15 protein-coding genes are annotated in these 22005 nt (G+C 66.5%); 6 read left to right on the forward strand and 9 right to left on the reverse strand.

The window, feature by feature from the left end:
* Positions 1–37: 37 nt before the first annotated feature.
* The 3 genes from KUV26_RS16210 to KUV26_RS16220 all read left to right on the forward strand — a co-directional run bounded on the left by KUV26_RS16210 (position 38) and on the right by KUV26_RS16220 (position 3772).
* Positions 38–1222: a peptidase G2 autoproteolytic cleavage domain-containing protein gene (locus KUV26_RS16210; RefSeq protein ID WP_222509095.1), complete on the forward strand. Its 1185-nt coding sequence runs from the start codon at positions 38–40 to the stop codon at positions 1220–1222.
* 107 nt (positions 1223–1329) lie between these two features.
* A complete protein-coding gene (glf, locus tag KUV26_RS16215) occupies positions 1330–2502 on the forward strand; it encodes a UDP-galactopyranose mutase (protein ID WP_222509096.1) in 1173 nt (390 codons plus the stop codon).
* A 145-nt stretch (positions 2503–2647) separates the two neighbouring features.
* Complete coding sequence (locus KUV26_RS16220; RefSeq protein ID WP_222509097.1) at positions 2648–3772, forward strand: hypothetical protein; 1125 nt, start codon at positions 2648–2650, stop codon at positions 3770–3772.
* Between the two features lie 178 nt (positions 3773–3950).
* On the opposite strand, the gene KUV26_RS16225 is transcribed toward KUV26_RS16220, so the two are convergent.
* The 3 genes from KUV26_RS16225 to KUV26_RS16235 all read right to left on the reverse strand — a co-directional run bounded on the left by KUV26_RS16225 (position 3951) and on the right by KUV26_RS16235 (position 7633).
* A complete protein-coding gene (locus KUV26_RS16225; RefSeq protein ID WP_222509098.1) occupies positions 3951–5486 on the reverse strand; it encodes a glycosyltransferase in 1536 nt (511 codons plus the stop codon).
* A 76-nt stretch (positions 5487–5562) separates the two neighbouring features.
* Entirely contained in the window at positions 5563–6216 is a 654-nt protein-coding gene (locus KUV26_RS16230; RefSeq protein ID WP_222509099.1) for an ABC transporter ATP-binding protein, read from the reverse strand.
* Between the two features lie 10 nt (positions 6217–6226).
* On the reverse strand, positions 6227–7633 hold the full coding sequence (locus KUV26_RS16235) for a sugar transporter (RefSeq protein ID WP_222509100.1): 1407 nt from the start codon (positions 7631–7633) through the stop codon (positions 6227–6229).
* Between the two features lie 91 nt (positions 7634–7724).
* Between KUV26_RS16235 and KUV26_RS16240 the strand changes: the two genes are divergently transcribed.
* The gene (locus KUV26_RS16240) at positions 7725–8588 is read left to right on the forward strand and encodes an ABC transporter permease (protein WP_222509101.1); all 864 of its coding nucleotides are present in this window, start codon (positions 7725–7727) and stop codon (positions 8586–8588) included.
* Between the two features lie 36 nt (positions 8589–8624).
* Here the strand turns inward: KUV26_RS16240 and KUV26_RS16245 are convergent, their stop codons facing one another.
* The gene (locus KUV26_RS16245; RefSeq protein WP_261399941.1) at positions 8625–9683 is read right to left on the reverse strand and encodes a glycosyltransferase; all 1059 of its coding nucleotides are present in this window, start codon (positions 9681–9683) and stop codon (positions 8625–8627) included.
* Between the two features lie 313 nt (positions 9684–9996).
* Here KUV26_RS16245 and KUV26_RS16250 point away from each other — a divergent pair, with 313 nt between their 5' ends.
* On the forward strand, positions 9997–11313 hold the full coding sequence (locus tag KUV26_RS16250) for a UDP-glucose dehydrogenase family protein (RefSeq protein WP_222506282.1): 1317 nt from the start codon (positions 9997–9999) through the stop codon (positions 11311–11313).
* Between the two features lie 127 nt (positions 11314–11440).
* Here the strand turns inward: KUV26_RS16250 and KUV26_RS16255 are convergent, their stop codons facing one another.
* Both KUV26_RS16255 and KUV26_RS16260 read right to left on the reverse strand, forming a co-directional pair.
* The gene (locus KUV26_RS16255) at positions 11441–12610 is read right to left on the reverse strand and encodes a ParB/RepB/Spo0J family partition protein (RefSeq protein WP_222509102.1); all 1170 of its coding nucleotides are present in this window, start codon (positions 12608–12610) and stop codon (positions 11441–11443) included.
* A 65-nt stretch (positions 12611–12675) separates the two neighbouring features.
* Entirely contained in the window at positions 12676–14085 is a 1410-nt protein-coding gene (locus KUV26_RS16260) for an AAA family ATPase (RefSeq protein ID WP_222506284.1), read from the reverse strand.
* 484 nt (positions 14086–14569) lie between these two features.
* Here KUV26_RS16260 and KUV26_RS16265 point away from each other — a divergent pair, with 484 nt between their 5' ends.
* A complete protein-coding gene (locus KUV26_RS16265) occupies positions 14570–15577 on the forward strand; it encodes a replication initiator protein A (protein WP_222509103.1) in 1008 nt (335 codons plus the stop codon).
* Between the two features lie 403 nt (positions 15578–15980).
* On the opposite strand, the gene KUV26_RS16270 is transcribed toward KUV26_RS16265, so the two are convergent.
* The 3 genes from KUV26_RS16270 to KUV26_RS16280 all read right to left on the reverse strand — a co-directional run bounded on the left by KUV26_RS16270 (position 15981) and on the right by KUV26_RS16280 (position 21833).
* The gene (locus KUV26_RS16270; RefSeq protein ID WP_222509104.1) at positions 15981–17402 is read right to left on the reverse strand and encodes an HlyD family type I secretion periplasmic adaptor subunit; all 1422 of its coding nucleotides are present in this window, start codon (positions 17400–17402) and stop codon (positions 15981–15983) included.
* The gene (locus KUV26_RS16275; protein WP_222509105.1) at positions 17399–19168 is read right to left on the reverse strand and encodes a type I secretion system permease/ATPase; all 1770 of its coding nucleotides are present in this window, start codon (positions 19166–19168) and stop codon (positions 17399–17401) included. The genes KUV26_RS16270 and KUV26_RS16275 overlap by 4 nt, the downstream gene beginning before the upstream one ends.
* A 154-nt stretch (positions 19169–19322) precedes the next feature.
* Positions 19323–21833 carry a calcium-binding protein gene (locus KUV26_RS16280; protein ID WP_222509106.1) on the reverse strand — a complete coding sequence of 837 codons (2511 nt, stop codon included), beginning with the start codon at positions 21831–21833 and terminating at the stop codon, positions 19323–19325.
* Positions 21834–22005: the final 172 nt, after the last annotated feature.

Below are 22005 nucleotides of genomic sequence, written 5' to 3' on the forward strand. Positions count from 1 at the left end.
TGCCGGCAATCCCGTTTGCCATGCCGGAGCCCCGCCGATGACCCAGGCCTCGCCGATCCTCGCCCTGCCCTACCTGATGCCCTCCCAGGCGCAGAAACATGTGACCCACAACGAAGCGCTGCAGATGCTGGACGCGCTGGTGCAGCTCAGCGCCGAAGGGTTTGATGCCGCCACGCCCCCCGCCGCGCCCGCCCTGGGCGAGACCCATGTGCTGGCGGCCAGCCCCGGCGGCGCCTGGGCCGGGCGGCCCCATGCCATTGCCGTCTGGCAGGGCGAGGGCTGGCTGTTCCTCACCCCCCGCCCCGGCTGGCGCGCCTGGGGCACCACTGAGGGTGAGCTCAGGGTCTGGGACGGCAGCGCCTGGGTGCTGCCGCCGGCGGAAACCCAGAACCTCGCCCGCCTCGGGGTCGGCACCCAGGCCGATGCCGCCAGCCCGCTGTCGGTCTCCGGCCCGGCAACGCTGCTCAGCCACTCAGGTGCCGGCCATCAGCTCAAGATCAACAAATCCGCCGGCGCGGAGACCGCCTCGCTCTTGTTCCAGTCGAACTGGAGCGGCCGCGCCGAGATGGGGCTGGCGGGCAGCAATGACTTCGCGGTGAAACTGTCCGCCAATGGCAGCAGCTGGAGCACCGCGCTGGCGCTGAAACCCAATGGCCGCGCGGGCCTCGGCACCGCCAGCCCGGCGGCGCATCTGGAGATCCGGGGCAGCAGCGACGATTACCTGCTGGCGGGGGATGGCGGCAGCCCGGACTTCCGGCTGGGATCGGACGGCAACGGCAGCTGCTCCGGCGCCTGGACCGGCGGCGGCGCTGACTACGCCGAATGGTTCGAATGGGCGGACGGCAACCCCGGAGGGGAAGACCGCCGCGGGCTGTCCGTGGTGCTGGACGGCGCAAAAATCCGCGCCGCAAACGCCGGCGAGGAGCCCATCGGCGTGATCAGCGCCAGCCCGGCGGTGGCGGGCGACGGCGACATGGATGAATGGAAACAGCGCTGGCTGCGCGACGATTACGGCGTGCTGCGGCGCGATGCGGACGGCAAGCCGCAGGAAAACCCCGCCTATGATGCGTCACGGGCCTATGTGCCGCGCCGCCGGCGCCCGGAATGGACGCTTGTGGGGCTGGTCGGCAAGCTGCGCCTGCGCCGGGGCCAGCCCGCGGCCCCGGGCTGGATCCGGATGCGCGCGGTGACGCCGGACATCGAGGAATGGCTGGTGCGCTGAGGCGGGCTGCCGCCTCCGGATAGCAGCCGGGATCCGCCGCCGGGGCGGCTTGCAGTCTGCCCGGATATCGCATTTAAGAAGCGCAAAGCGCAAAGAGGGAATGTGATATGGCTGCGGAACGGTTTTTGATGGTGGGCGCGGGGCTTTCCGGCGCGGTGATCGGGCGGCATCTGGCGGAGGCCGGCCATGAGATCACCGTCATCGACAGCCGCAGCCACACCGGCGGCAACTGCCACACCGAGCGCGACGCGGACACCGGCGTTCTGGTGCATGTCTACGGGCCGCATATTTTCCACACCGACGACGAAGAGGTCTGGGATTATGTGAACCGGTTCGAGAGTTTCAAGCCCTACAAGAACCGGGTGAAATCGACCACCCGCGGGCTGTCCGGGGAGCGCGAAGTGTTCTCGCTGCCGGTCAACCTGCACACCATCAACCAGTTCTTCCGCAAGACCATGCGCCCGGAGGAGGCGCATGATTTCATCGTCAATGAACAGGCCGACACCTCGATCGAGAACCCGGAGACCTTCGAAGAGCAGGCGATGCGCTTCGTCGGCAAGGACCTCTATGAGGCCTTCTTCAAGGGCTACACCATCAAGCAGTGGGGCATGCACCCTTCCGAGCTGCCCGCCTCGATCCTGAAGCGGCTGCCGGTGCGGTTCAACTACGACGACAACTATTTCTTCCACCAGTTCCAGGGCATGCCGGAAAACGGCTACACGCCGATGATCGACAGGATCCTGGATCATGAGAACATCACCGTGCAGCTGGAGACCGGATTCACCCCGGAGATGGGCGAAGGCTACAGCCACGTGTTCTATTCCGGGCCGCTGGACGGCTACTTCGGCTATGAGCTGGGCCGTCTTGGCTACCGCACCCTGGATTTCGAGCGCTTCACCCACCAGGGCGACTACCAGGGCTGCGCGGTGATGAACTACGGCGAGGAGGAAGTGCCCTACACCCGCATCACCGAGCACAAGCATTTCGCGCCCTGGGAAGAGCATGAGGGCTCGGTGCTTTACCGCGAGTTCTCGCGCCTGGCGGAGCCCGGCGACATTCCCTACTACCCGATCCGCCAGGTGAAGGAGAAGGAACTGCTGGCCGCCTATGTGAAGCTGGCGGAAGAGACCCGCGGCGTCACCTTCGTGGGCCGTCTCGCCACCTACCGTTACCTGGACATGGATGTGACCATCCGCGAGGCGCTGGACGCCGCGCGCGGCTTTGCCGCCTGCCTGGAGACGGGCGAAGCGGCACCGGCGTTTTTTGCGGCGCCACTGTGAGCGGCGCCGCAACCCCGCGCCGCCTTCGGAACAGGTTTTCCGGATAGGATCGCTGGGAATTTCCTTTGGTGTTTCCTCCGAAAAGCAGCTAATCCCCCCGGAATATTCAACTTTCGCTCAGACCAGCAGATCACAGGTAGTTACGTTGAAACGCAGACTGATCCTTCACATTGGCGCCCACAAGACAGGCACCACTGCAATCCAAGGTTTTCTCAACCGGTCAGAAAACAGCCTTGCCAGCGCGGGCTGGGAACTCGTCAAGATCAACGGCGTGGTCAACCTCAGCAATACGATTGAGTTCAGGCGGGGCGGAAACGGACGCGCCCAGTTCAACTTCCATCCCCGCATGCTGGATATGATCGCAGGCTCCCTTCGGGATAGCGGCCGTGACATGATCATCTCGTCAGAGGACATGTTCTTTCTCAACGACACGGCCAGCCTTCCCGGCCTGAGCGAGGTGGTCAGAAGCCTGGGCTTTAAGGTGACAATTGTTGTCTACTTGCGGAATCAGGTGGAAATGGCGGCCTCGAACAAGGCCCAAGGCGCCAAGACCTCGCAATCCGCACTCGTTTTTGGCAACGACAAGCGCAACGTGCTGCCGGAGCTGACTGCCGACACATTGGAATACCTCAGCTACCATCAGAAGCTCAGCCATTGGAAAACCCATTTCCCGGACGCCGAGTTCATTGTGCGCAACTACAACCGGCACCTGCTTGCCGGCGGCGACTCGGTCACCGATTTCATCCAGGCTTGCGGCCTTCCCTTCAAGCCGGACGGAACTCAGCTCAATGAATCAATCGGTTCCAAACTGACCAACCTGCTGCACGACCTGCGGTTTCACGGCCTCCCCCCCAATGTCGCCTGGTCTCTGTTCCGGCGCGGTTTTTTCACCGACGACGGCGGCCTGAAACAGTCCCCCTCTGCGCAGCAGGCCGCCGCATTCATGGCGGCATTCGAAGAGGACAACCGCAAAACTGCCCGCGATTTTGGCGTTGACCTCACGCTTGACTGCAGCAAATTCCCCAATGAGGAAGTTCTGCAGCCGGATGATCAAGCCTTCATCTTTCAGAACATCGCTTCAGCCCTGAACAATCTGCATCAGTCTGTCGCCCCCCGGAGCATCGACACAATCCGTGACAGCGCCATCGCCCTGGAGGACACCGACCTGAAACAGGCCCATGCCCTGATGCAGGTTGCGCACGCCCTGCGCCCGAACGGCAGGAAGATCCAGGAAAAGCTGAAATCTTACGAGGAAAAGCTGGGCCTGTAGATCTGGCCTGCCTGCTGGCGGGCCTTTTTACCAGCCCGCCAGCAAGCGCCGCCCGCAGCTGAATTGCGGCTTACCGGCTTTGTTTCTGCCGCTGCCCTTGTCTGCGCCAGCCTGCACATTCCCGGTTGGCCTGGGCATGCTCCGGGCATCCTGCTGAGGCGGCCGGATGAAAGGCGCCTTACTGGGCGGCCGTCTGCACCTGAGAGCGGGCCGGCGCCTGCCGGTACAGCTCCAGAAGGGCTTCGGTATGCTGCGTCATGCTCACCGGCGGGCGGGCATTGGCCCAGTAGCTGTCCAGGTCGATCCGCCCCTCAAGCGCCGCTTCAATGCGCGCAGCAAAGGCCTGTTCGTCACCGGCCTCGAACACCAGATCCGGGCAATTGCCCAGCTCGCGGGCGCCGCCGCGGCTGCTGGTCAGCAGCGGAATATGGCGGGCATGCATCTCGATTGCAACCTGCGGCAGGTTGTCTTCCCACAGCACCGGCACCACCCCCAGCGTCACCGGCGCCAGCAGCTCATCCAGCTGGTCATGACTGTAGCCGTCGGAATAGACCACGTCCCGCAGATGCCCCGACAGCTCGCGCAGCGGCTCCAGGGTGCGCCCGCGCGGCGCGGCCAGCACCAGGCGGACCCGCTGGGCCACGTCCTTGGGCAGCGCGTTCAGTGCATCCAGCAGGAAGAAATAGCCCTTGTCGCGCCGCATGTAGCCCAAATAGCCCAGGGTCAGCACCCCGTCCTCGTCCAGCAGCGACGGGCGGGGCGCAGTTTCCTGGAATTTGCCGTACTGGCGGGTGCCGATATAGGCGGTGCTGACCAGCTCCGGATTCACACCGTACTCCCGGGCAATTTCGCTCACCCGTTCAGACACCCCCAGCACATGGTCGCAATTGCGGTTGATCAGTTCCAGGAACCGCTCCCGGCGGACGGCAAAATCGGCGGCCGGGCTTGGGTTGATCGGGAATTCCGCCTCCGGCGACAGCCGCACCGCCGTTCGGGCGGCCGCGGCGGCCTGGCCGGAGGCCTGCCTGCGCAGCTTACCATGCGCCCGCACCAGCCGGCTGGCCACCCGCACGGCGGTGCCGAAACCGCGGTCGAAGACCCGGGTGCCCGGCCCGCAGCCGTATTTCTTCAGGTTGTAAGCCACCGCCCCGGCCAGCCGCACTGCCCGTTCCTCGGGCTTCTTCTGCAGGCAGCTGCGGCACTTCCGGCCGCCGCCGAAATCGGCGCAATGGATCTTTTCCTGCTGCCAGAGGTTCACCTGGGGGCAGAACGGGTAGTAGTTGTGCAGCGACAGGACGACCTTGGTCTGCGGCCACTGCTGCTTGAGTTCCAGAACCTCGGCCGGGATGCCTTCGAGGTTGTTGAAATGGATCACGTCGAACGGACCGTGGGCCTTCACAAAATCGAAGAAGACCTCCGCGGTTTCCGGATGCGACACCTGCGCCGGATTGCCGAAGGACATATGGGCCGGCGACAGGATGCCGGAATTGACGATTTCGTAGCGGGGGGCGTCATCGGACGGGCCATGGCGCAGCTTTTCCCATCTCGGCTTGCTGGAGAACAGGTCGTAGGAAATGCCCGCAGACAGGAACCAGGCCTCAACGCCGGGTTGTTCCTGCAGCCTTTTCATGAGGTTCGCCTGATAAACCGTCACCCCGCCGCCGCGCTTTTCCGCGTCGAGATAGTCCACCCAGTTATAATACAAAACCTTCATAAGTACCGCCGCTGCCTCGTGTAGCTTGCGCCTTTCATAGAAGGCTTGGACGGCTATTGCAAATTGAATGGGCGCGCTATTCCATATCGCGTTCGTGCGCTGCGATCGCCTCATCCAAGTCGCTGTAATACTTCACCTTTCCGCCCTCCAGTACCAGGCCGGCGTTGCAAAATTCGCGCACCTGCCGCATCGAGTGGTTGACCATGATGGCGCCGGACAGCTGCATGCGGTCGGCAAACACTGCCTGGCTCTTGCGGCGGAAGGCGGCATCGCCCACCGCCGTCACCTCATCGACCAGATAGGTGTCGAACCGGATCCCCATCGAGGCGCCGAAGGTGAGCCGCGAGCGCATGCCGGAGGAATAGCTGCGCATCGGCATGTGGAAGGATTTTCCGAGCTCGGCGAACTCCTCGACAAAGGCCACCAGATCATCGCTGTCGACCCCGTAAATGCGGGCGATGAAGCGGACGTTCTCCGCCCCGGTCAGATCCCGGTGGAAGGAGGCCGCCAGCCCCACCGGCCAGGAGATGGTGCCCTCGGAGACCACCCGGCCGTGATCGGGCCTGAGGGTGCCCGCGATGATCTCCAGCAGCGTCGACTTGCCGGCCCCGTTGCGGCCCAGCAGCGCCAGCGACTGTCCAGCCGGCAGGGTGAGGTTCAGATTGTCGAGGACAATCTTGCGCTCGCCCTTGATCCAGAAGCTCTTGCTCAGGTTCTCGAACCGGATCACCGTCCTGCCCTCAGCTGCGGTCGCGGACCGAATAGAAGATCAGCGCCCCGATCGCCCAGACCAGGAGCAGGAACAGCCCGGTGAGCGCGCTCAGCACATAGCGGCGCGGGTATTCCGCCTCGGTGGCCAGGGTGGGGGTGATATAAGTGGCCAGGTAGCGGCTCTGGCGGGCGGCCTCGTCGCGCGCCAGCTCCAGCGCCGCCAGCGCCGCGCGGTAGGTTTCCTCGGCAAATTCGCGGTCCACCGTCAGCCGTTCGAACTCCGAGATCAGCGTCGGGTAATCCTCCCCCACCCCGCCGGTGTCGGTGTTGCTGGAGGCGAAGGTCTGGCGCTCGATGTCGATGCGGCCGCGGATCACCTCGATCTTCTGCTGCGCCTTGTTCAGCCGCACGTCGCCCGCGGGCACGGTGCCCGCCAAGAGATCGTATTCAATGAGCGCCTCGGCCAGCTGCTGCTGCAGGTTGTTCATCACCCCCATGCGGGCCTGGATATCGGCCTCCGGGTCGACGATGCGGGTGCGGGTGCGGAACCGGGTCAGCGCCTCGCGCGCCGCCTTCAGCCGCTCCAGCGCCTCCGCCAGGTCGGCCTCGGCATAGCGCATTGCATCGGTGCGGGCCTGCTCATTGAGAGCATTGATGCGGGTCTGGCTTTCCTCGACGATGGCGCGGGTGATCGCCTGGGCCATCTGCGCATCAAAGGCCGTCACCTGCACCTCGGTGAGCCCCGAACCGCTGTCATAGGCAATACGCACCACCCGCTGCCAGTACCAGGTCAGGTCCTCTAACGAGGCCCCCGGCCACAGCGCAAACACCCAGTCGCCGGGCCAGCGGCTGGCAAAATGGGTGCTGAGGCCGGTGCGCGCCTCCACCGCCGCCACCATCTCCTGGCTCTGGATGAACTCATAAAGGATGTCGCTGTCCGAGGCGGTGCTGTTGCCGGTGAAACTGGCGAGCCCGCCCAGGAGATCATTGGCGCCGGTGCTGTCCTGGCTGCGCACGGTGAAGCCGGCGGTGGAGGCATACTGGTCTTCGGCGATGGCAAAAAGATAGAACACCGCCGCTGCCAGCGGCGCCAGCACCAGCAGCGCAAAGGAGGCGATCAGCCCCCAGTGGCGCCGCTTCATATGGGCCGCGCGGGCGATCGGAAACGCGGGCTGCTGCTGCTTGATCGCCTCCAGCTCGGCCTCGGCAGTCTCGGCCCGGGCCAGCAGACGGCCGATACGGCGCTTCTGCCGGGCGACCTTCTCCTTCAGATTGACCGGACCGGGCTTCGCTTTCAGCGCCAGTTCCGGACCGGCTGCCGCCGGATCCTCCGGGCTGGGGCCGCCGCTGCCGGAGCTTTTGCCTTCCGCTCCCTTGCGGCCGGAACGGAATTGGGCGGCCGCTGTGCGCTGCGCCGCCGGACGGTCCTGTGTCATAATCTGCTTACCCCGGCCCGCGGCCGTTTGTAATTGCCTCGTCTTTCTTTCATATTATCGCCTGCAGCGCGCATATTCACAATGGCTATTCATGACCCGACCCACACCCGCGGGGGCCGACGCCCCGTCCCCGGCCCCTGCCCTCTCTCCGGCCTTCCCTCCGGCCCAGCCGCCCGGATCCGGACGCGCCCGCAGCTTTGCTGCGCTGCGCACCATCGCGGCGCTGATGCTGCGCGAGATGTCGACCCGCTACGGCCGCACCCCGGGCGGCTATCTCTGGGCGGTGCTGGAGCCGCTGGCAGCGATCCTGTTCCTGGCCATCGGCTTTTCGCTGGTGATCCGCAACCCGTCGCTGGGCACCAGCTTCCTGCTGTTCTACGCCACCGGCTTCCTGCCGTTCAATCTCTACCAGAGCGTGTCCACCACCGTGGCCCGGGCGCTCAGCTTTTCGCGGCCGCTGCTGCGCTATCCGGCAGTGACCTGGATCGATGCGCTGCTGGCCCGGTTCCTGCTCAACAGCCTGACCGGCATCCTGGTCACCCTGCTGCTGACCGGCGCCGTGCTGGCCGTGATCGACAGCCGCGCGGTGCTGGACCTGCCGCCGGCGGTGCTGGCAATGTTCCTGGCTATGATCCTCGGCCTCGGGGTCGGCACCCTGAACTGCGTGCTCTCGGGGCTGTTTCCGCTGTGGGAGGTCGCCTGGTCGATCTTCACCCGGCCGCTGTTCATCGCGTCGGGCATCCTGTTCATCTATGAGGACCTGCCGCCGCTGGCCCAGGACATCCTGTGGTACAATCCGCTGATACACATCTCCGGACTGATGCGCACCGGCTTCTACCCGACCTATAGCGCTTCTTATGTCAGCGTGCCCTTCGTGCTGCTGTCCAGCCTGGGGCTGCTGGCGCTGGGGCTGGTGCTGACCGGCCGCTACCACCGGGATATCCTGAACCGCTGAGACCGCCCGTGCAGGCCGCCCCGGGCGGCGCGGCGGTCAGTCCTCGGCGGCCAGTTCCAGCACCCGTGCGTGGCGCACCTTGGTGCGCCGCAGCAGCCCGTCGCGCAGCGCATGGCCCATCAGCCGCAGGAAGGCGCGGCGCGCGCCCGGGTGCTGGCGCGCCTTCATCAGCCATTTCGGCACGATCACCAGGAGCACCGGCCAGAACAGCCAGCCCGCCGCCATCCGGTACAGCAACAGCAGGTTGCGGTGGTAGTAATAGGCCTTCCACAGCGGCACGAAACGGCCGCGCTGCGCCGCATCCGCCTTGGCCTGGCCCTTGCCCTGGAAAGTCGACAGGTCATGCTCGAAGCGCACCGAGGGCTCAAAGCCGATGCGGCCGCCCGATTTGGTCAGCCCCAGCGTATAGATCCCGTCATCGCCATAGATGAACAGCTCCGGATCCGGGAAACCGATCCGCCGCACCGCTTCCGCCGAGATGAAGAAGCCCACGAAAGAGGTGACATCGATCTGCATCCCCCCGCCCTCGTAATCCGAGGGCTGCACGTGAAAGCCGGAGCGGCCGCCGCCGAACAGGGTTCGCAGGAACTCGCGGGCGTGCCAGAACGGGTTGCGCGAGGGGCGGTTCATCTCGCAGATGCGGCCGTCCGGGAAATAGACCGCCGCCGCGACCGCATCCCAGCCGCCTTCTGCCTGATCGTGCATGGCCAGCCCGCGGAACGCCGCCAGCCCGCCGGGGGCCGGACGGCCGTCGTCATCCATCACCGCCAGCCAGTCCGGATCATGCGCCTCCATCGCCCGGCGCATGCCCATTTCGAAGCCGCCGGCGCCGCCGCGGTTGGTTTGGCTGGTGCAGATATCGAGCCGCGGATCCTCCAGCCCGGCCAGCCAGGCGCCGGTGCCGTCGCTGCTGGCATTGTCGGCCACCACCACCGCCGCCAGTTCGTCCGGGGGGCTTTCCAGGAGCCGCGCCAGCGTTGCCTTCAGCTTGTCCAGCCGGTTGTGGGTCACCACCACCGCCACCAGGCGGCCTGCGCCTGCGGGAGCTGCCGCTGCCGGGATTGCGCTGCCGGGGGCCTCTGCTGCTGCTGCCAAAGGATGCTCCTTGCCTGTCCGGGCCCCTGCGGGCCTGTCTGATGAATCTGCTGCCGCTTATGCGGGCCCGAAAGCACATAAATGCCCGGTGCTGTCAAACGCTTTACGCCGCTTTCCCGCCCGGGCATTTAGGTCCGCTTCGGACCAAATGTTTCGCGCGCGAAACATTTGGTCCGAAGCGGACCTATTTTGCATCCTGTTTCCGGCTCCTTAAAAAACCGGTTCCTGCCCTGTGCAGCGGCGTATATCCTCCTAATCTCAGAACAAGGGCGGCAGCCAAGCCGCCGCAGAGCGATTGGGGAAAGGGCAGTTCATGCGCATTGCGATGATTGGCACCGGTTATGTCGGACTGGTGTCCGGCGTCTGTTTTTCGGATTTCGGCCATGACGTGGTCTGCGTCGACAAGGACGCAGGGAAAATCGAGCGGCTGAACAGCGGCGAGGTGCCGATCTACGAGCCGGGCCTGGACCAGCTGATGGAGAAGAACGTGGCCGCCGGGCGGCTCAGCTTCACCAGCGATCTGGCCGCGGCCGTCAGCGGGGCTGAGGCGGTGTTCATCGCCGTCGGCACCCCGACCCGGCGCGGCGACGGCCATGCCGACCTCACCTATGTGATGGCGGCAGCCGAGGAGATCGCCGGGGCGCTGACCGATTACGCGGTGGTGGTCACCAAATCCACCGTGCCGGTGGGCACCAACCGGCAGGTGAAACAGGTGATCGCCAAGGCCAATCCGCAAGCCGATTTCGACGTGGCCTCCAACCCCGAGTTCCTGCGCGAGGGCGCCGCGATCGAGGATTTCATGAAACCGGACCGGGTGGTGGTCGGCGTCCAGAACGACCGCGCCGCCGAGGTGATGGCGGAGATCTACCGCCCGCTGTACCTGCGCGACTTCCCGATCCTGACCACCGACCTGGAAAGCGCCGAGCTGATCAAATACGCGGCCAATGCCTTCCTCGCCGCCAAGATCACCTTCATCAACGAGATCGCCGGCCTCTGCGAGCGGGTGGGCGCCGACGTCAAGGAAGTGTCCCGCGGCATCGGTTTCGACGGGCGGATCGGCAACAAGTTCCTGCATGCGGGCCCCGGCTACGGCGGGTCGTGCTTCCCCAAGGACACCGCGGCGCTGGCGCGGATCGGCCAGGACCATGCCTTCCCTCTGCGCATCACCGAGACCGTGATGCGGGTCAATGACGAAGTGAAGCTGCGGATGGTCGAAAAGCTGCGCGATGCCTGCGACGGCTCGTTCAACGGCAAGACCGTGGCGGTGCTCGGCGTCACCTTCAAGCCCAACACCGACGACATGCGCGAGGCGCCGAGCCTCACCATCGTGCCGGCGCTGGTCGGCGGCGGCGCCCGGGTGCGGGTGGTGGATCCGCAGGGCCGTGCCGAGGGCGAGGCGCTGCTGCCCGGGGTCAAATGGATGGACGATCCCTACCAGGCGGCGCAGAACGCCGACCTGGTGGTGCTGCTGACGGAATGGAACGAGTTCCGTGCCCTCGACCTCAAGAAGCTGGCCCGCAGGATGGAGGTGCCGCGGATGGCGGACCTGCGCAACATCTATTCCCCCAAGGCTGCCAAACGGGCGGGTTTCGAGACCTATACCTCGGTCGGCCGGGGGGATCCGAGATAGGTCCGGTCCGGACCAAATGTTTCGCGCGCGAAACATTTGGTCAATCGTGCTGACCTAATATCAGGCTCTAACAAGGCACAAAAAAGGGCGCGGAAACCGCGCCCTTTGCTGTTCCAGAAGGCTCTGATCAGAGCTTTTTCAGCCAGGCCTGCAGCTCCTTGACCAAGGCGGCGCTGACGGCCTCGCCGCTGATCTCGATCTTCTGCTCGCTGGGGGTATAGGCCAGCCGCACGCCGCGGGGGGCGGGCAGGGTGATCCGCTCGCCCGGCATCGCGGCGTCCCAGTCGCCGGCGCCGCGCACCCGCGGGCCGCTGGCCAGCGGCGGCACCGGGGGCCGGGGCTGTTCCGCCTCCCGGCCGGCATTCCGCTCCTTCGCCTGTGCCGCCAGTTGTTCCAGGGTCGGCGGGGCAGGGGGCATATCAGGCTCTGACTTGAGGGTTTCCGCCGCCTCACCCTCCACCAGACGGGTCAGCACCTCCAGCTCCGCCTCCGGGGAAGACCGGCCGGCGGCCTGCAGCGCCGCTGTGGCGCGTTCGGCAAAGCCTTCATCCGCCTCGATCGCGCGCACCAGCGCCAGGCCCAGTTTCTCGCTGATCGCGGTGGGGTAGAACAGCACCGCATCCAAGGCTTCCACCAGGGTCACGAAACTGCCGATCTTGGAGCGCTTGGCCCGGGTGGCGTTGCCGAACAGCGCCTGCAGCGCGTATTTGCGGCGGGTGAAGACGCCCTCCTTATAGGCCCGCACCGCGATCCGGGCGCGCTCGTAATGCGAGAGGTTCACCCGGATCTCGTTTTCCTCGACCATCGCCACATAAGACGCCTCGGCGCTGTCCGGCCGGATCACCAGCGCCTTCAACGTGGCGAAACGCGGGTCCGAGGTCTCTTCATAGAGTCTGCGCAGCGCGGTCACGCGGCGCCAGCCGGAAATGAGGCCATGGGTGCGGCCTCCGGAGGCCTCCTCCAGCGGCACCACTTCCGCCGGGGTCTGCTGGCCGCGGGCGCGGATCGACTCGATCAGCGATTGCAGCTCTTCCTCGTCCTGCTCGATGCGGTCGCGCACCAGGTGGTTCTCGTCGATCTGCGCCAGCGGCAGCTCTTCGATCATCAGCCCCTTGGCGCGGGCGTTTTCCAGAACGCCGGACAGCTCCTGCAGCGCCGCCTGGGCGGAGGCATCGGAGGCCACCTGGGCAATCGGTGCCGCCCCCACGCTGGAGGCGGTGCCAAGCGCGGGTTTGCCTGCGGGGGCGGCTGTCAGGTAACCCGTCTGCGCCGGGGAGAGCCGTTTGCGTTTTGCCATGTCCTGTCCTGACCTGTCTGTCTGTCTCCGGGCAGAGAGTGTGCCGGAAATTCCTTGTTAGGGCCTTAGCCGGCCGCGCGCTGTTCCGCCTCTTGCTGCAACACCTCGCGCCGCCAGACGCCGATCAGCAGTTTCTTGAAGGCCGCATAGGTCTCGTCGAAGGTTTCGCGGCCGCGGGCGTAGGTCTCGCGGTTGAAGTCGCGGTAGTCGGCCTCGTAGATGCCGGAGACCTGCTCGCCGGCCTGGCCGATCAGCGCGGTGAAATCCTGTTTGTGGGGGGAGAGCACCCGGCCCATGTAGGCCTGCATCAGCGCCGCCAGCTCGCCCTGCTGGGCGCCGTCGTAGCGGGTGATGACGGCGCGCACCGCGTCCCACTCGAAGCTGAGGCCGGGGCGGCCCAGGGCGCGGGCCGCGAGGTTCTCGCCCTCCTCGATGGAGGCAAAGGTGGAATGCAGCATGTCGAAGAAGCGGCCCGTCGAGTCGAACTCCAGGAACGACGCGCCCATCGGCACCAGCAGGATGTCGGCGGCGGACAGCCCGTTGATCGTCAGGTAGCCAAGGGCGGGGGGCGTGTCGATGAAGATCACGTCGTATTCGTCCAGAACGCCGTCCGCCTCCAGCCGCTCGGTGAGCGCATCCCACAGCTTCCAGCTGCGCGCCGCCATCCGCCAGACCGGGATCTGGAACTCCGCCCAGTAGAGGTTCAGCTGGGCGCCGATCAGGTCGATGTTGGGCCAGTGGGTGTCCTGGATCACGTCCCGGGCGGTCATCTCCATCGCCGCATCCAGCGCCTCGTCCAGCGGCTGCGGGGCATCGCCGCGGTCGAGGCGGCGCTGGTTCTCCAGCCGCAGGTGCTCGCCGTAGTGGCGCGCCAGGAGCGGGAAGGCGGTCTGCCATTCATCCTCCACCCGGCCGCCGAAGATCGAGGTCATCGAGCCCTGGCTGTCGAGATCAATGACCAGCACCTTGTAGCCGTCGAGCGCCGCCGACATCGCCAGATGCGCCGCGGTCGAGGTCTTGCCGACGCCGCCCTTGAAGTTGGCCACCGCCACCATCTTGGCGGGCAGCCCCTCGGGGCGGTAGGGCAGGTAGTCCTTGGCCTTGGATCCTTGCGCGCCGAAATGCGCCCTGAGCCGCAGCACCTCGTCGAGGGTGAACCACTTGGCGCCGCCCTCGGTCTCGGAGCGGCCCTGCGGCAGATCGGGGTTGGCCTTCAGCACCCGGCGGAAATGGGCCTGGGCGACCGGGATCAGGTAGCGGGTGATCTCCCAGGTGGAGAACAGGCGCAGTTCCTTGCGGCCTTCCTCGTTCATGCCGCGGCTGGCGAGATCGGCGCGCCCTTGCGCGCAGGCGGCGGCAATCTCGGCAAAGCCCGCGGTGCTGGTGGGGGTGTCCAGCTCGGCCAGGGCGGCGTCCGGATCGATGCTGAAATAGGGGGGGAGGCTGGTGCTGCCCTTGTGGATATCTCTGGCCATGAGAGTGCTGCCCGCTGTCGGTGAGCCTTGCGGCCCGGTCGGTGTGAAATGCTGTTCTGTCTGCTCTGCAGCCTCAATGTGCTGCCTTTTGGAGAGAATACCCAAAAACACGGCACATGGAAGAAAAATGCGCATCCCCCTTGGTTTTCCTAAGCAAATCCAGCGGTTGCGGCGGGGGAAAGCGGGGGTGTTTCAGGGCGTGCAAAAAATTCTGCCCTGTTAAATATGGGTTATTTATCAGTTACAGGGGAAGCGTGACTCGCGCAAAGCCCTTTTTTCATTGGCGATCCGGGCGGAATTCCGCTCCTGCGTGACTCTGAAACCCCGTTGAAACGACTCCGAACCCCCGACCAGATGACTCCGAACCCCCGTTGCGGGGGCATGTGGATAACCCTAGGGTGAGCGTAATCAAAACCACGATAAACGAGTCGCCGAAAAGGGGCAGCAGACCCCGGCGGGCGGCAGAGCGGATACGGGCAGGCAGATGGCAGCAGAGCTGACAGCGGGAGGGATTCCGCCGGAAGGAGAGGGGGACTTTTTCCTCTGCGATATCTTCGGGGCGATCCCCAAGAACGATCTCGCGTCGATGGAGCATCCGCTGTTCTCCCTGGGCACCCGGCCGGACCGGCGGATTCTGAACTACCAGCACAACGGCGCCGAGATCACCGTCACCCCCAGCGTCAAGGGGCTGGCGACGATCCACGACAAGGACATCCTGATCTTCTGCATCAGCCAGCTGATGGCGGCGCTGAATGCCGGGCGGCAGGTGAGCCGGGTGCTGCACCTGAAGGCGCATGACCTCTTGGTGGCCTGCAACCGGGAAACCTCGGGCGATGCCTACCGCCGCCTGCGCGAGGCTTTCGAGCGGCTGGCGGGCACCCGCATCACCACCAATATCGTGACCGGCGGCGAGGAGGTCACCACCGGCTTCGGCCTGATCGAGAAATGGGAGATCGTCCGCAAGGCGCGCGGCGGCAAGATGGTCAGCGTGGCGGTGACGCTCAGCGACTGGCTGTACCGGGCGGTGCTGTCGAAATCGGTGCTGACGCTCAGCCGCGACTACTTCCGGCTGCGCAAGCCGCTGGAGCGGCGGATCTACGAACTGGCGCGCAAGCACTGCGGGCGGCAGAACAGCTGGCAGGTGTCGGTGGAGACGCTGCTGAAGAAATCCGGCTCCGCCTCGCCGCGCCGGGTGTTCCGCAAGATGATCCGCGACATGATCGACGCCCAGCCCCTGCCGGATTACGCGCTGGAGGAGCTGGAGGGCGATGTGATCCGCTTCAGCCAGAAGGCGGCGGTGACCGAGGCGGTGCTGAACGCGCCGCAGCTGAAGCCGCAGACGCTGGAGGAGGCGCGGGCGCTGATCCCCGGCGCCGACGCCTATGCGCTGGAGGCGGAATGGCGCGCCATGTGGGTGCGCAGCGGCAGCCCCAGATTGCGGATGCCCGATGCCGCCTTCCTGGGCTGGGTCAGGAAGCGCGCCGCGGAATAGCCCGCGGCTGGCTTACGGGCCGCCGGGGTTTCATCTTTCCATAAATACTCATTCTGCCGGGGACTGCTGGGCGCTGCCTTTGCCTGGAAAGGCGGGTCGTCTTCTCTCAGAGAAAGGTCAGCATGGTTGACCAAATGTTTCGCGCGCGAAACATTTGGTCCGGTCCGGTCCTATTCTGGCTGGCGGGTCTGCCCGGCGGCTGCAGAACCGGAATTGGGGTGCGGAACGGAACAGGCCCGCCCCGGCCGGTGGCCGGAACGGGCCCGGTCAGGCGGTCGGCCCTCCCCCCGGGCCGCTGCCTTTCCAGCTGCGGCCCCTGCCGGGGCCGCTGTTTTCCTGCCGCCGCCCGTTCTGCCGCCGCCTGTCCTGCGGGCGGCAGAACGGGCCTGCGGGAGCTGGGCTGTCAGCTGTCGCCTTCCTTCAGCGCCTGCGACATGCTGGCGAGCACCGGGCTGATCAGGTAGTTGGCCAGGGTCTGGCGGCCGGTTTCGATCATCGCCTGGGCCGGCATGCCGGGCAGCGCCTTGACGTTGGGCAGGGCGGCCAGCTCTTCGTCCTTGATGCGGATATGCACCGGGTAATAGGACTCGCCGGTGGCCCGGTCGGTGCTGGTGCCGGCCGCCACCATCACCACTTCACCCGTGACCGGCGGGGTGGAGCGGAAACTGTAGGCGGTCAGCGACACCCGCGCCAGGCTGCCCATCGAGACCTCGTCGATATCCGCCACCGCCACCCGGGTTTCCACCAGGAGGCTGGCATCCTCGGGCATCAGCTCCAGCAGGGTGCGGCCGGGATCGACCACCTGGCCCAGGGTGTTGATGCTGAGCCCTACCACCCGGCCGCCGCGCGGCGCGCGGATGGTCAGCCGCTCGGCCACATCCCGTGTGGCGTCCAGCCGCTGGTTCAGGTCCAGGATCTGCTCCTGCACCTCCTGGCTCTGGGCGGCGATCCGCGCCACCCGGTCGCGGCCGGTCTGCAGGCGGCGCTCTTCCATTTCGCCGATCTGCTCCAGCACGTTGCTGCGGTCGCTTTCCAGCGCCCCCAGGGTGCCCAGCAGATCGCTGAGCTGCATCTGCCGCTGGCTGATGCGGGTCTTCGGCACCAGGCCCTTTTCGAACAGCCCGGTCAGATCCGCCAGTTCCCCCTGCACCAGGGCGAGCTGTTCCTCGGTGGCGCGGATGCGGGCGTCGCGGCCCCTGAGCTGGTCATTGAGCTGGGTGATGCGGCCCTGGATGATCTCCATCTGGCCCTGGTACAGCGCCCGGTTCGAGAGGAGCAGATCCTGCTGCACCGCCGCCAGCTGCGCCAGTTCCGGCGCCGCGGCGATGAGCTGTTCCAGCGCGGCGCCCGGCTGCAGGGTCTCGGCCTCCTGCAGTTCGGCCTCCAGCCGCGCCTGCTGCGCCAGGGCGCTGGCCAGCTGGGTGTGCAGGATCGCCAGCTGCGCCTCCACCCGGCGGCCGTCGAGCCGGGCGAGCACCTGGCCTTCGCGGACGCGGTCGCCCTCGGCGACGTTCAGCTCGCGCAGGATGCCGCCTTCGAAATGCTGCACCGCCAGCCGGTCGCCGGCCACGTTGAAGCTGCCGCCGGCCACCACCGCGCTGGTCAGCTCCGCCTTGGTGGCCCAGAACACCAGCCCGCCGAACAGGCCGAAGCCGCAGACCACCAGCCACAGCACCAGCTGGCGCACCCGGGTGGGCGGCCGCTTGGGCAGCGGGATGTCCTGGCCGCTGCCGGCCGGCATCAGGTCGCGGAAGCCGCTCTGCACCCCGTCCGGGCGATTGCCGCTGCGGGCCGGGGCGCGGCTCTCTTGCTCTACCAGGCTCATGCGCTTTCTCCTTCAGCCGGAGGGGTCTGTGCGTCCTGGTCCGCGCTGCCCTTGCGGTGGCGGAACGGGGCGATCTTGGGGTCGTCGGGATGCGCCTGGGCGGCGGCCATCGGCTGCGCCGCGGCCTCGATCACCTGGCGGGCCTCGCCGAAGCGGGCCAGGCGGCCGTCCTGCAGCAGCGCCGCATGGCTGACGCGGCGCAGCAGGCTGATCCGGTGGGTCACCGCCACCACCGCGGCGCCGCGGGCGCAGGCCTCCTCGATGGCGCAGGCCAGCGCCTCTTCGCCCTCGGGGTCGAGATTGGCATTGGGCTCATCCAGGATGATCAGCTTGCGGTCGCCGAAGAAGGCGCGCGCCAGGCCGATGCGCTGGCGCTGGCCGGCCGACAGGAACTCGCCGCGCGGGCCGACCTCGGCGTTGTAGCCGCCGGGCAGCGCCAGGATCATCTCATGCACCTGCGCCAGTTTGGCCGCCGCCACCACGTCGGAGGGGCGGGCGTCCGGATCCATCAGCGCGATGTTTTCCGCCACCGTGCCCTGGAACAGCTCGACCCGCTGCGGCAGGAAGCCGATATGCTGGCCGATCTGCGCCGGATCCCAGTCGCTGAGCGCGGCATCGTCGATGCGGATGTGGCCGCGCACCAGCGGCTGCAGGCCGGCCAGCGCATGCGCCAGAGTGGTCTTGCCGGCGCCGGACGGGCCGATCAGCCCCAGCGACTGGCCGGGCTTCAGCTCGAAGGAAATATCCATCAGCAGCGGGTCCGGGCGGCCGGGCAGCACCACGGTGGCGTTCTCCACCGACAGGCGGCCCTCCGGCTCGGGCAGGGTCAGCCGCTCCGGCGCGGCGCCGAGGTGGGCCAGCAGGGTGTTCAGCCTGCCTTGCGCGCTGCGCGCCTTGAGGAAGCCGCGCCAGCCGGCGATCGACTGCTCCACCGGCGCCGCGGCGCGGCCCAGCAGGATCGAGGCGGCGATCATCAGCCCCGGGGTCAGCTGGTTGTTGATCACCAGCACCACGCCGACGCCCAGCACCGCGATCTGCAGCCCCATGCGCACGGCCTTGGCCAGCGAGGTGATCAGCGCCACCCGGTCGGTGGCCAATGTGTTGAACAGCAGCGCCGAGAACGCCTTGAGCTGCCAGCGCCCGATCAGCGGGCCGGTCTTGCCCATGGCGCGGATCAGGCCCGCGTTCTGCATCATCTCGGCCACCGCGGCATTGGTCTCGGTGGCCTGCTTGCCGGCCTCGTCCATCGGCTTGCGGGCCAGCATCTCGTTGAGCAGCGCCAGGCCGAACAGCAGTGCGATGCCGGCCAGCGCCACCATCCCCAGCACCGGGCTGAACAGGAAGATCAGCGCCAGGAAGATCACCGACCAGGGCGCATCCAGCAGCGCCAGGAACACCGGGCTGGTGATGAAGCCGCGCAGGTCCTGGATATCGCGGATGGGTTCGGCCTGGCGCAGGGCGGGCGGCAGCTGGCCGTTGATCATGCCCTCCAGCACCACCGGGCTGAGCCGGGCCTCGAGGCGGGAGCCGAGCCGCGCCACCAGGCGCTGGCGCAGCATGTCGAAAAGAAAAAAGAACACCAGCGCGATGCACGCGCCGGTGGTCAGGGCTATCAGGGTCGGAATGCTGCCCGAGGCCATGACCCGGGCAAACAGTTGCAGCATGTAGAGTGGCGCTGTCAGGATCAGGAGGTTCACAAAGATGCTGGCGGTGAAGATGGCTGCCAGCACACCCCTTTGTCCGTCGAATACCCGTTTTGTCTTCATTGTCGTTGCCCCCCGGCTGCACGAAGTGAAGTTGTAAAATCTGGAGGTCAGCGCCCTGGTCCAAGGATGCAATCCTTGGCCGGGGACCAAATCGCTGTCCTGAACCAGGGCTGGACGGGCCCGGAGCAAACCCCGGGCCCGCCGTTCCTAAAGCTCAGGCACCGTGATACAGGTGGCCCCAGATGTTGTCGTAGGCATCATCGAAGGCGTCCGCTGTGACCACGCGGATCGCTTCATAGCTGCCCGCGTCGCCGCTGGAGACCGCGTTGATGCCGACACCGCCCCAGGGGTTGGTGTCATGGCCCAGAGAACTGAAGTAGCTCTCGTTGTTGGTCAGGTCGAGGATCTTCACCGTGGCGCCGCCCACTTCGATGGTGGTGTCGGTGCCGTCGTCGGTGACCGTGGCCGCGCCGCCGGCGCCGTTCGGGCCGCCGTTCAGCTTCTCGAAGGCATCCTGCGCCGAGATGTCGCCGGTGACACGGAACAGCAGCACGTCATGCTCTTCGTCTATGTCGAAGTCATGAATGACGTCCTTGCCATCGTTGGACGTGAAGCCCATGCCGTCCCACTTCAGGTCGATGATGAAGACATCCTTGCCGTTGCCGCCATACAGCCAGTCGTTGCCCTCGCCGCCCTTCAGCCAGTCGTTGCCGGCGCCGCCATCCAGCTTGTCGTTGCCGGCGCCGCCATCCAGGAAGTCCCTGTGGGTGCCGCCGAAGAGCTTGTCTCTGCCGTCTTCGCCGTAGAGGCAGTCATAGCCGCCGTTGCCATAGAGGTGGTCATCGTCGTAACCGCCCTTGAGCACGTCGCCGGCGCCGCCGCCCCAGAGGGTGTCTTCGCCGCTGCCGCCAATCAGCAAGTCCTTGCCGCGGCCGCCGCCCAGCTTATCGTCGCCTGCGTCGCCGAACAGCACATCCCGGCCGTTATTGCCGTAGATGCAGTCGTTGCCGTCATTGCCGTGCAGCGTGTCATTGCCGCGGCCGCCGAAGATCAGGTCGTCGCCGGTGCCGCCAAAGGCCTTGTCGGCATCGTCGCCGCCCTTGATGGTGTCATTGCCGGAGCCGCCTTTCAGCAGGTCGTGGCCGTCGCCGCCCATCAGCCAGTCGTGGCCGTCATCGCCGGACAGCTTGTCGTTGCCGTCGCCGCCGAAGAGCTGGTCATCGCCAGCGCCGCCGCTGCCGACATCGTCGCCGTCTTCGCCATAGATGACGTCATTGCCGCCTTCGCCGAACATGGTGTCGTGGCCGTCGCCGCCGCGGATCACGTCATGGCCGTCCTTCTGGCCCCGGTCCACCGGCTCGTAGCAATCCGGGCAATCAACCGGCTTCTTGCCGTGGCCGCCCTCATCCATGCTGTGTTCCTTAACGGTGTCGGACGGCTCTTCGTCGTCGCAGCAGCGCCAGTCAACATAGGGCGCATCATAGTGATCGCTGCCCGGGTTGTTGCCCCGGTCGCCGAAGATCAGGTCGCCCTGGGCGCCGCCTTCCAGCACGTCATTGCCGGTGCCGCCGCGCATGGTGTCGCGCCCGGCGCCGCCGTTGACGTCATCGTCGCCTTCGCCGCCGCCCATCAGGTCGCGGCCGCGGCCGCCCTGCATCAGGTCGTTGCCTTCTTCACCGAACATGCAGTCATCGCCGCCCTGGCCGTCCATAGTGTCGTCACCGGTGCCGCCCAGCATGGTGTCGTCGCCGTCAACCTGGCCGTTCTTGTCGCCGGTGCCGCTGTCGGCGCCGAAGTCGAGATCATCGCCCTGGCCCTGACGCTCGTCGCCGAACATCTCGTCATCGCCGGAGCCGCCGATCACCAGGTCGTCGCCGAGGCCGCCGGACATCCGGTCGTCGCCCTGCTGGCCGTTCATGCGGTCGTTGCCGTCGCGGCCGTACATGGTGTCGTTGTTGTTGGAATGGTCGTCGTCGTAGTCGCCGTAGAGGTCGAACTGGCCGTCGTCGCCCCACATGCAGTCGTCGCCGCCCTCGCCGTCCATGCAGTCGTTGCCGTCGTTGCCGTAAAGGTAGTCGCCGGCATCGCCGTCGCCGTATTCCGGCTCTGCGTAGTGATCGTCGTCGTTGAGGCGGCCCCGCTCGCTGTAGTCGCCGTCGGCGTCGTCGCCGAAGATGTTGTCATCGCCCTTGCCGCCGAACACGGTGTCGGAATCCAGCCCGCCCAGCAGGGTGTCGTCGCCGGTTTCGCCGTCGATGTAATCACAGCCTTCGCCGCCGTCGATCCAGTCATCGCCGTCGTCGATATAGACCAGCTTGTAGACCGGCACCTCATACTCTTCCCAGGTCTCGTAATCGATATGGGTCTCGTAGTAGTGCACCACCCTTTCATAGCGGCCCTCGCCGTCGCCATCGCCGCCGAACAGCATGTCGTTGCCGGTGCCGCCGCTGATCTTGTCGTCGCCGTCCTGGCCTTCGATGTAGTCCTGGCCTGACTGGCCATCGAGCTTGTTGTTGCGCTCGTTGCCGTAGATGGCGTCATCGCCCGCACCGCCGCGGGCGTTATCAGCGGCATTGTGGTCGTTCAGGTTGATGACATTGCCGCCGCTGTCACCCTGTTCGGTGGCGCCGTTGTTGTAGTTCGGGTCGGTTTTGTCCTTTGAGAACTCGATCCTGCACTCCGGATCGCAGACGTCCCACTCGGGATTCCGGTCCTTAATACCCATGGTAAACTTCCTCCTCGTTAAAATACGGGGCAGGGCTGCGGGCAGAGGCCCGGGGCCGTGCCCCCGCCGGTGCCGCGGCCCAGGAAGGAACTCCCCGGGGGGCCGCAGGCGCTAAAGGCGTGGTCATGCCTTCTGGGAGTATTGCAGCGCATCCAGGCTGCAGCGGATGCCC

It is taken from the genome of Leisingera daeponensis, from assembly GCF_019801465.1.
Taxonomy (GTDB): Bacteria; Pseudomonadota; Alphaproteobacteria; order Rhodobacterales; family Rhodobacteraceae; genus Leisingera; species Leisingera daeponensis_A.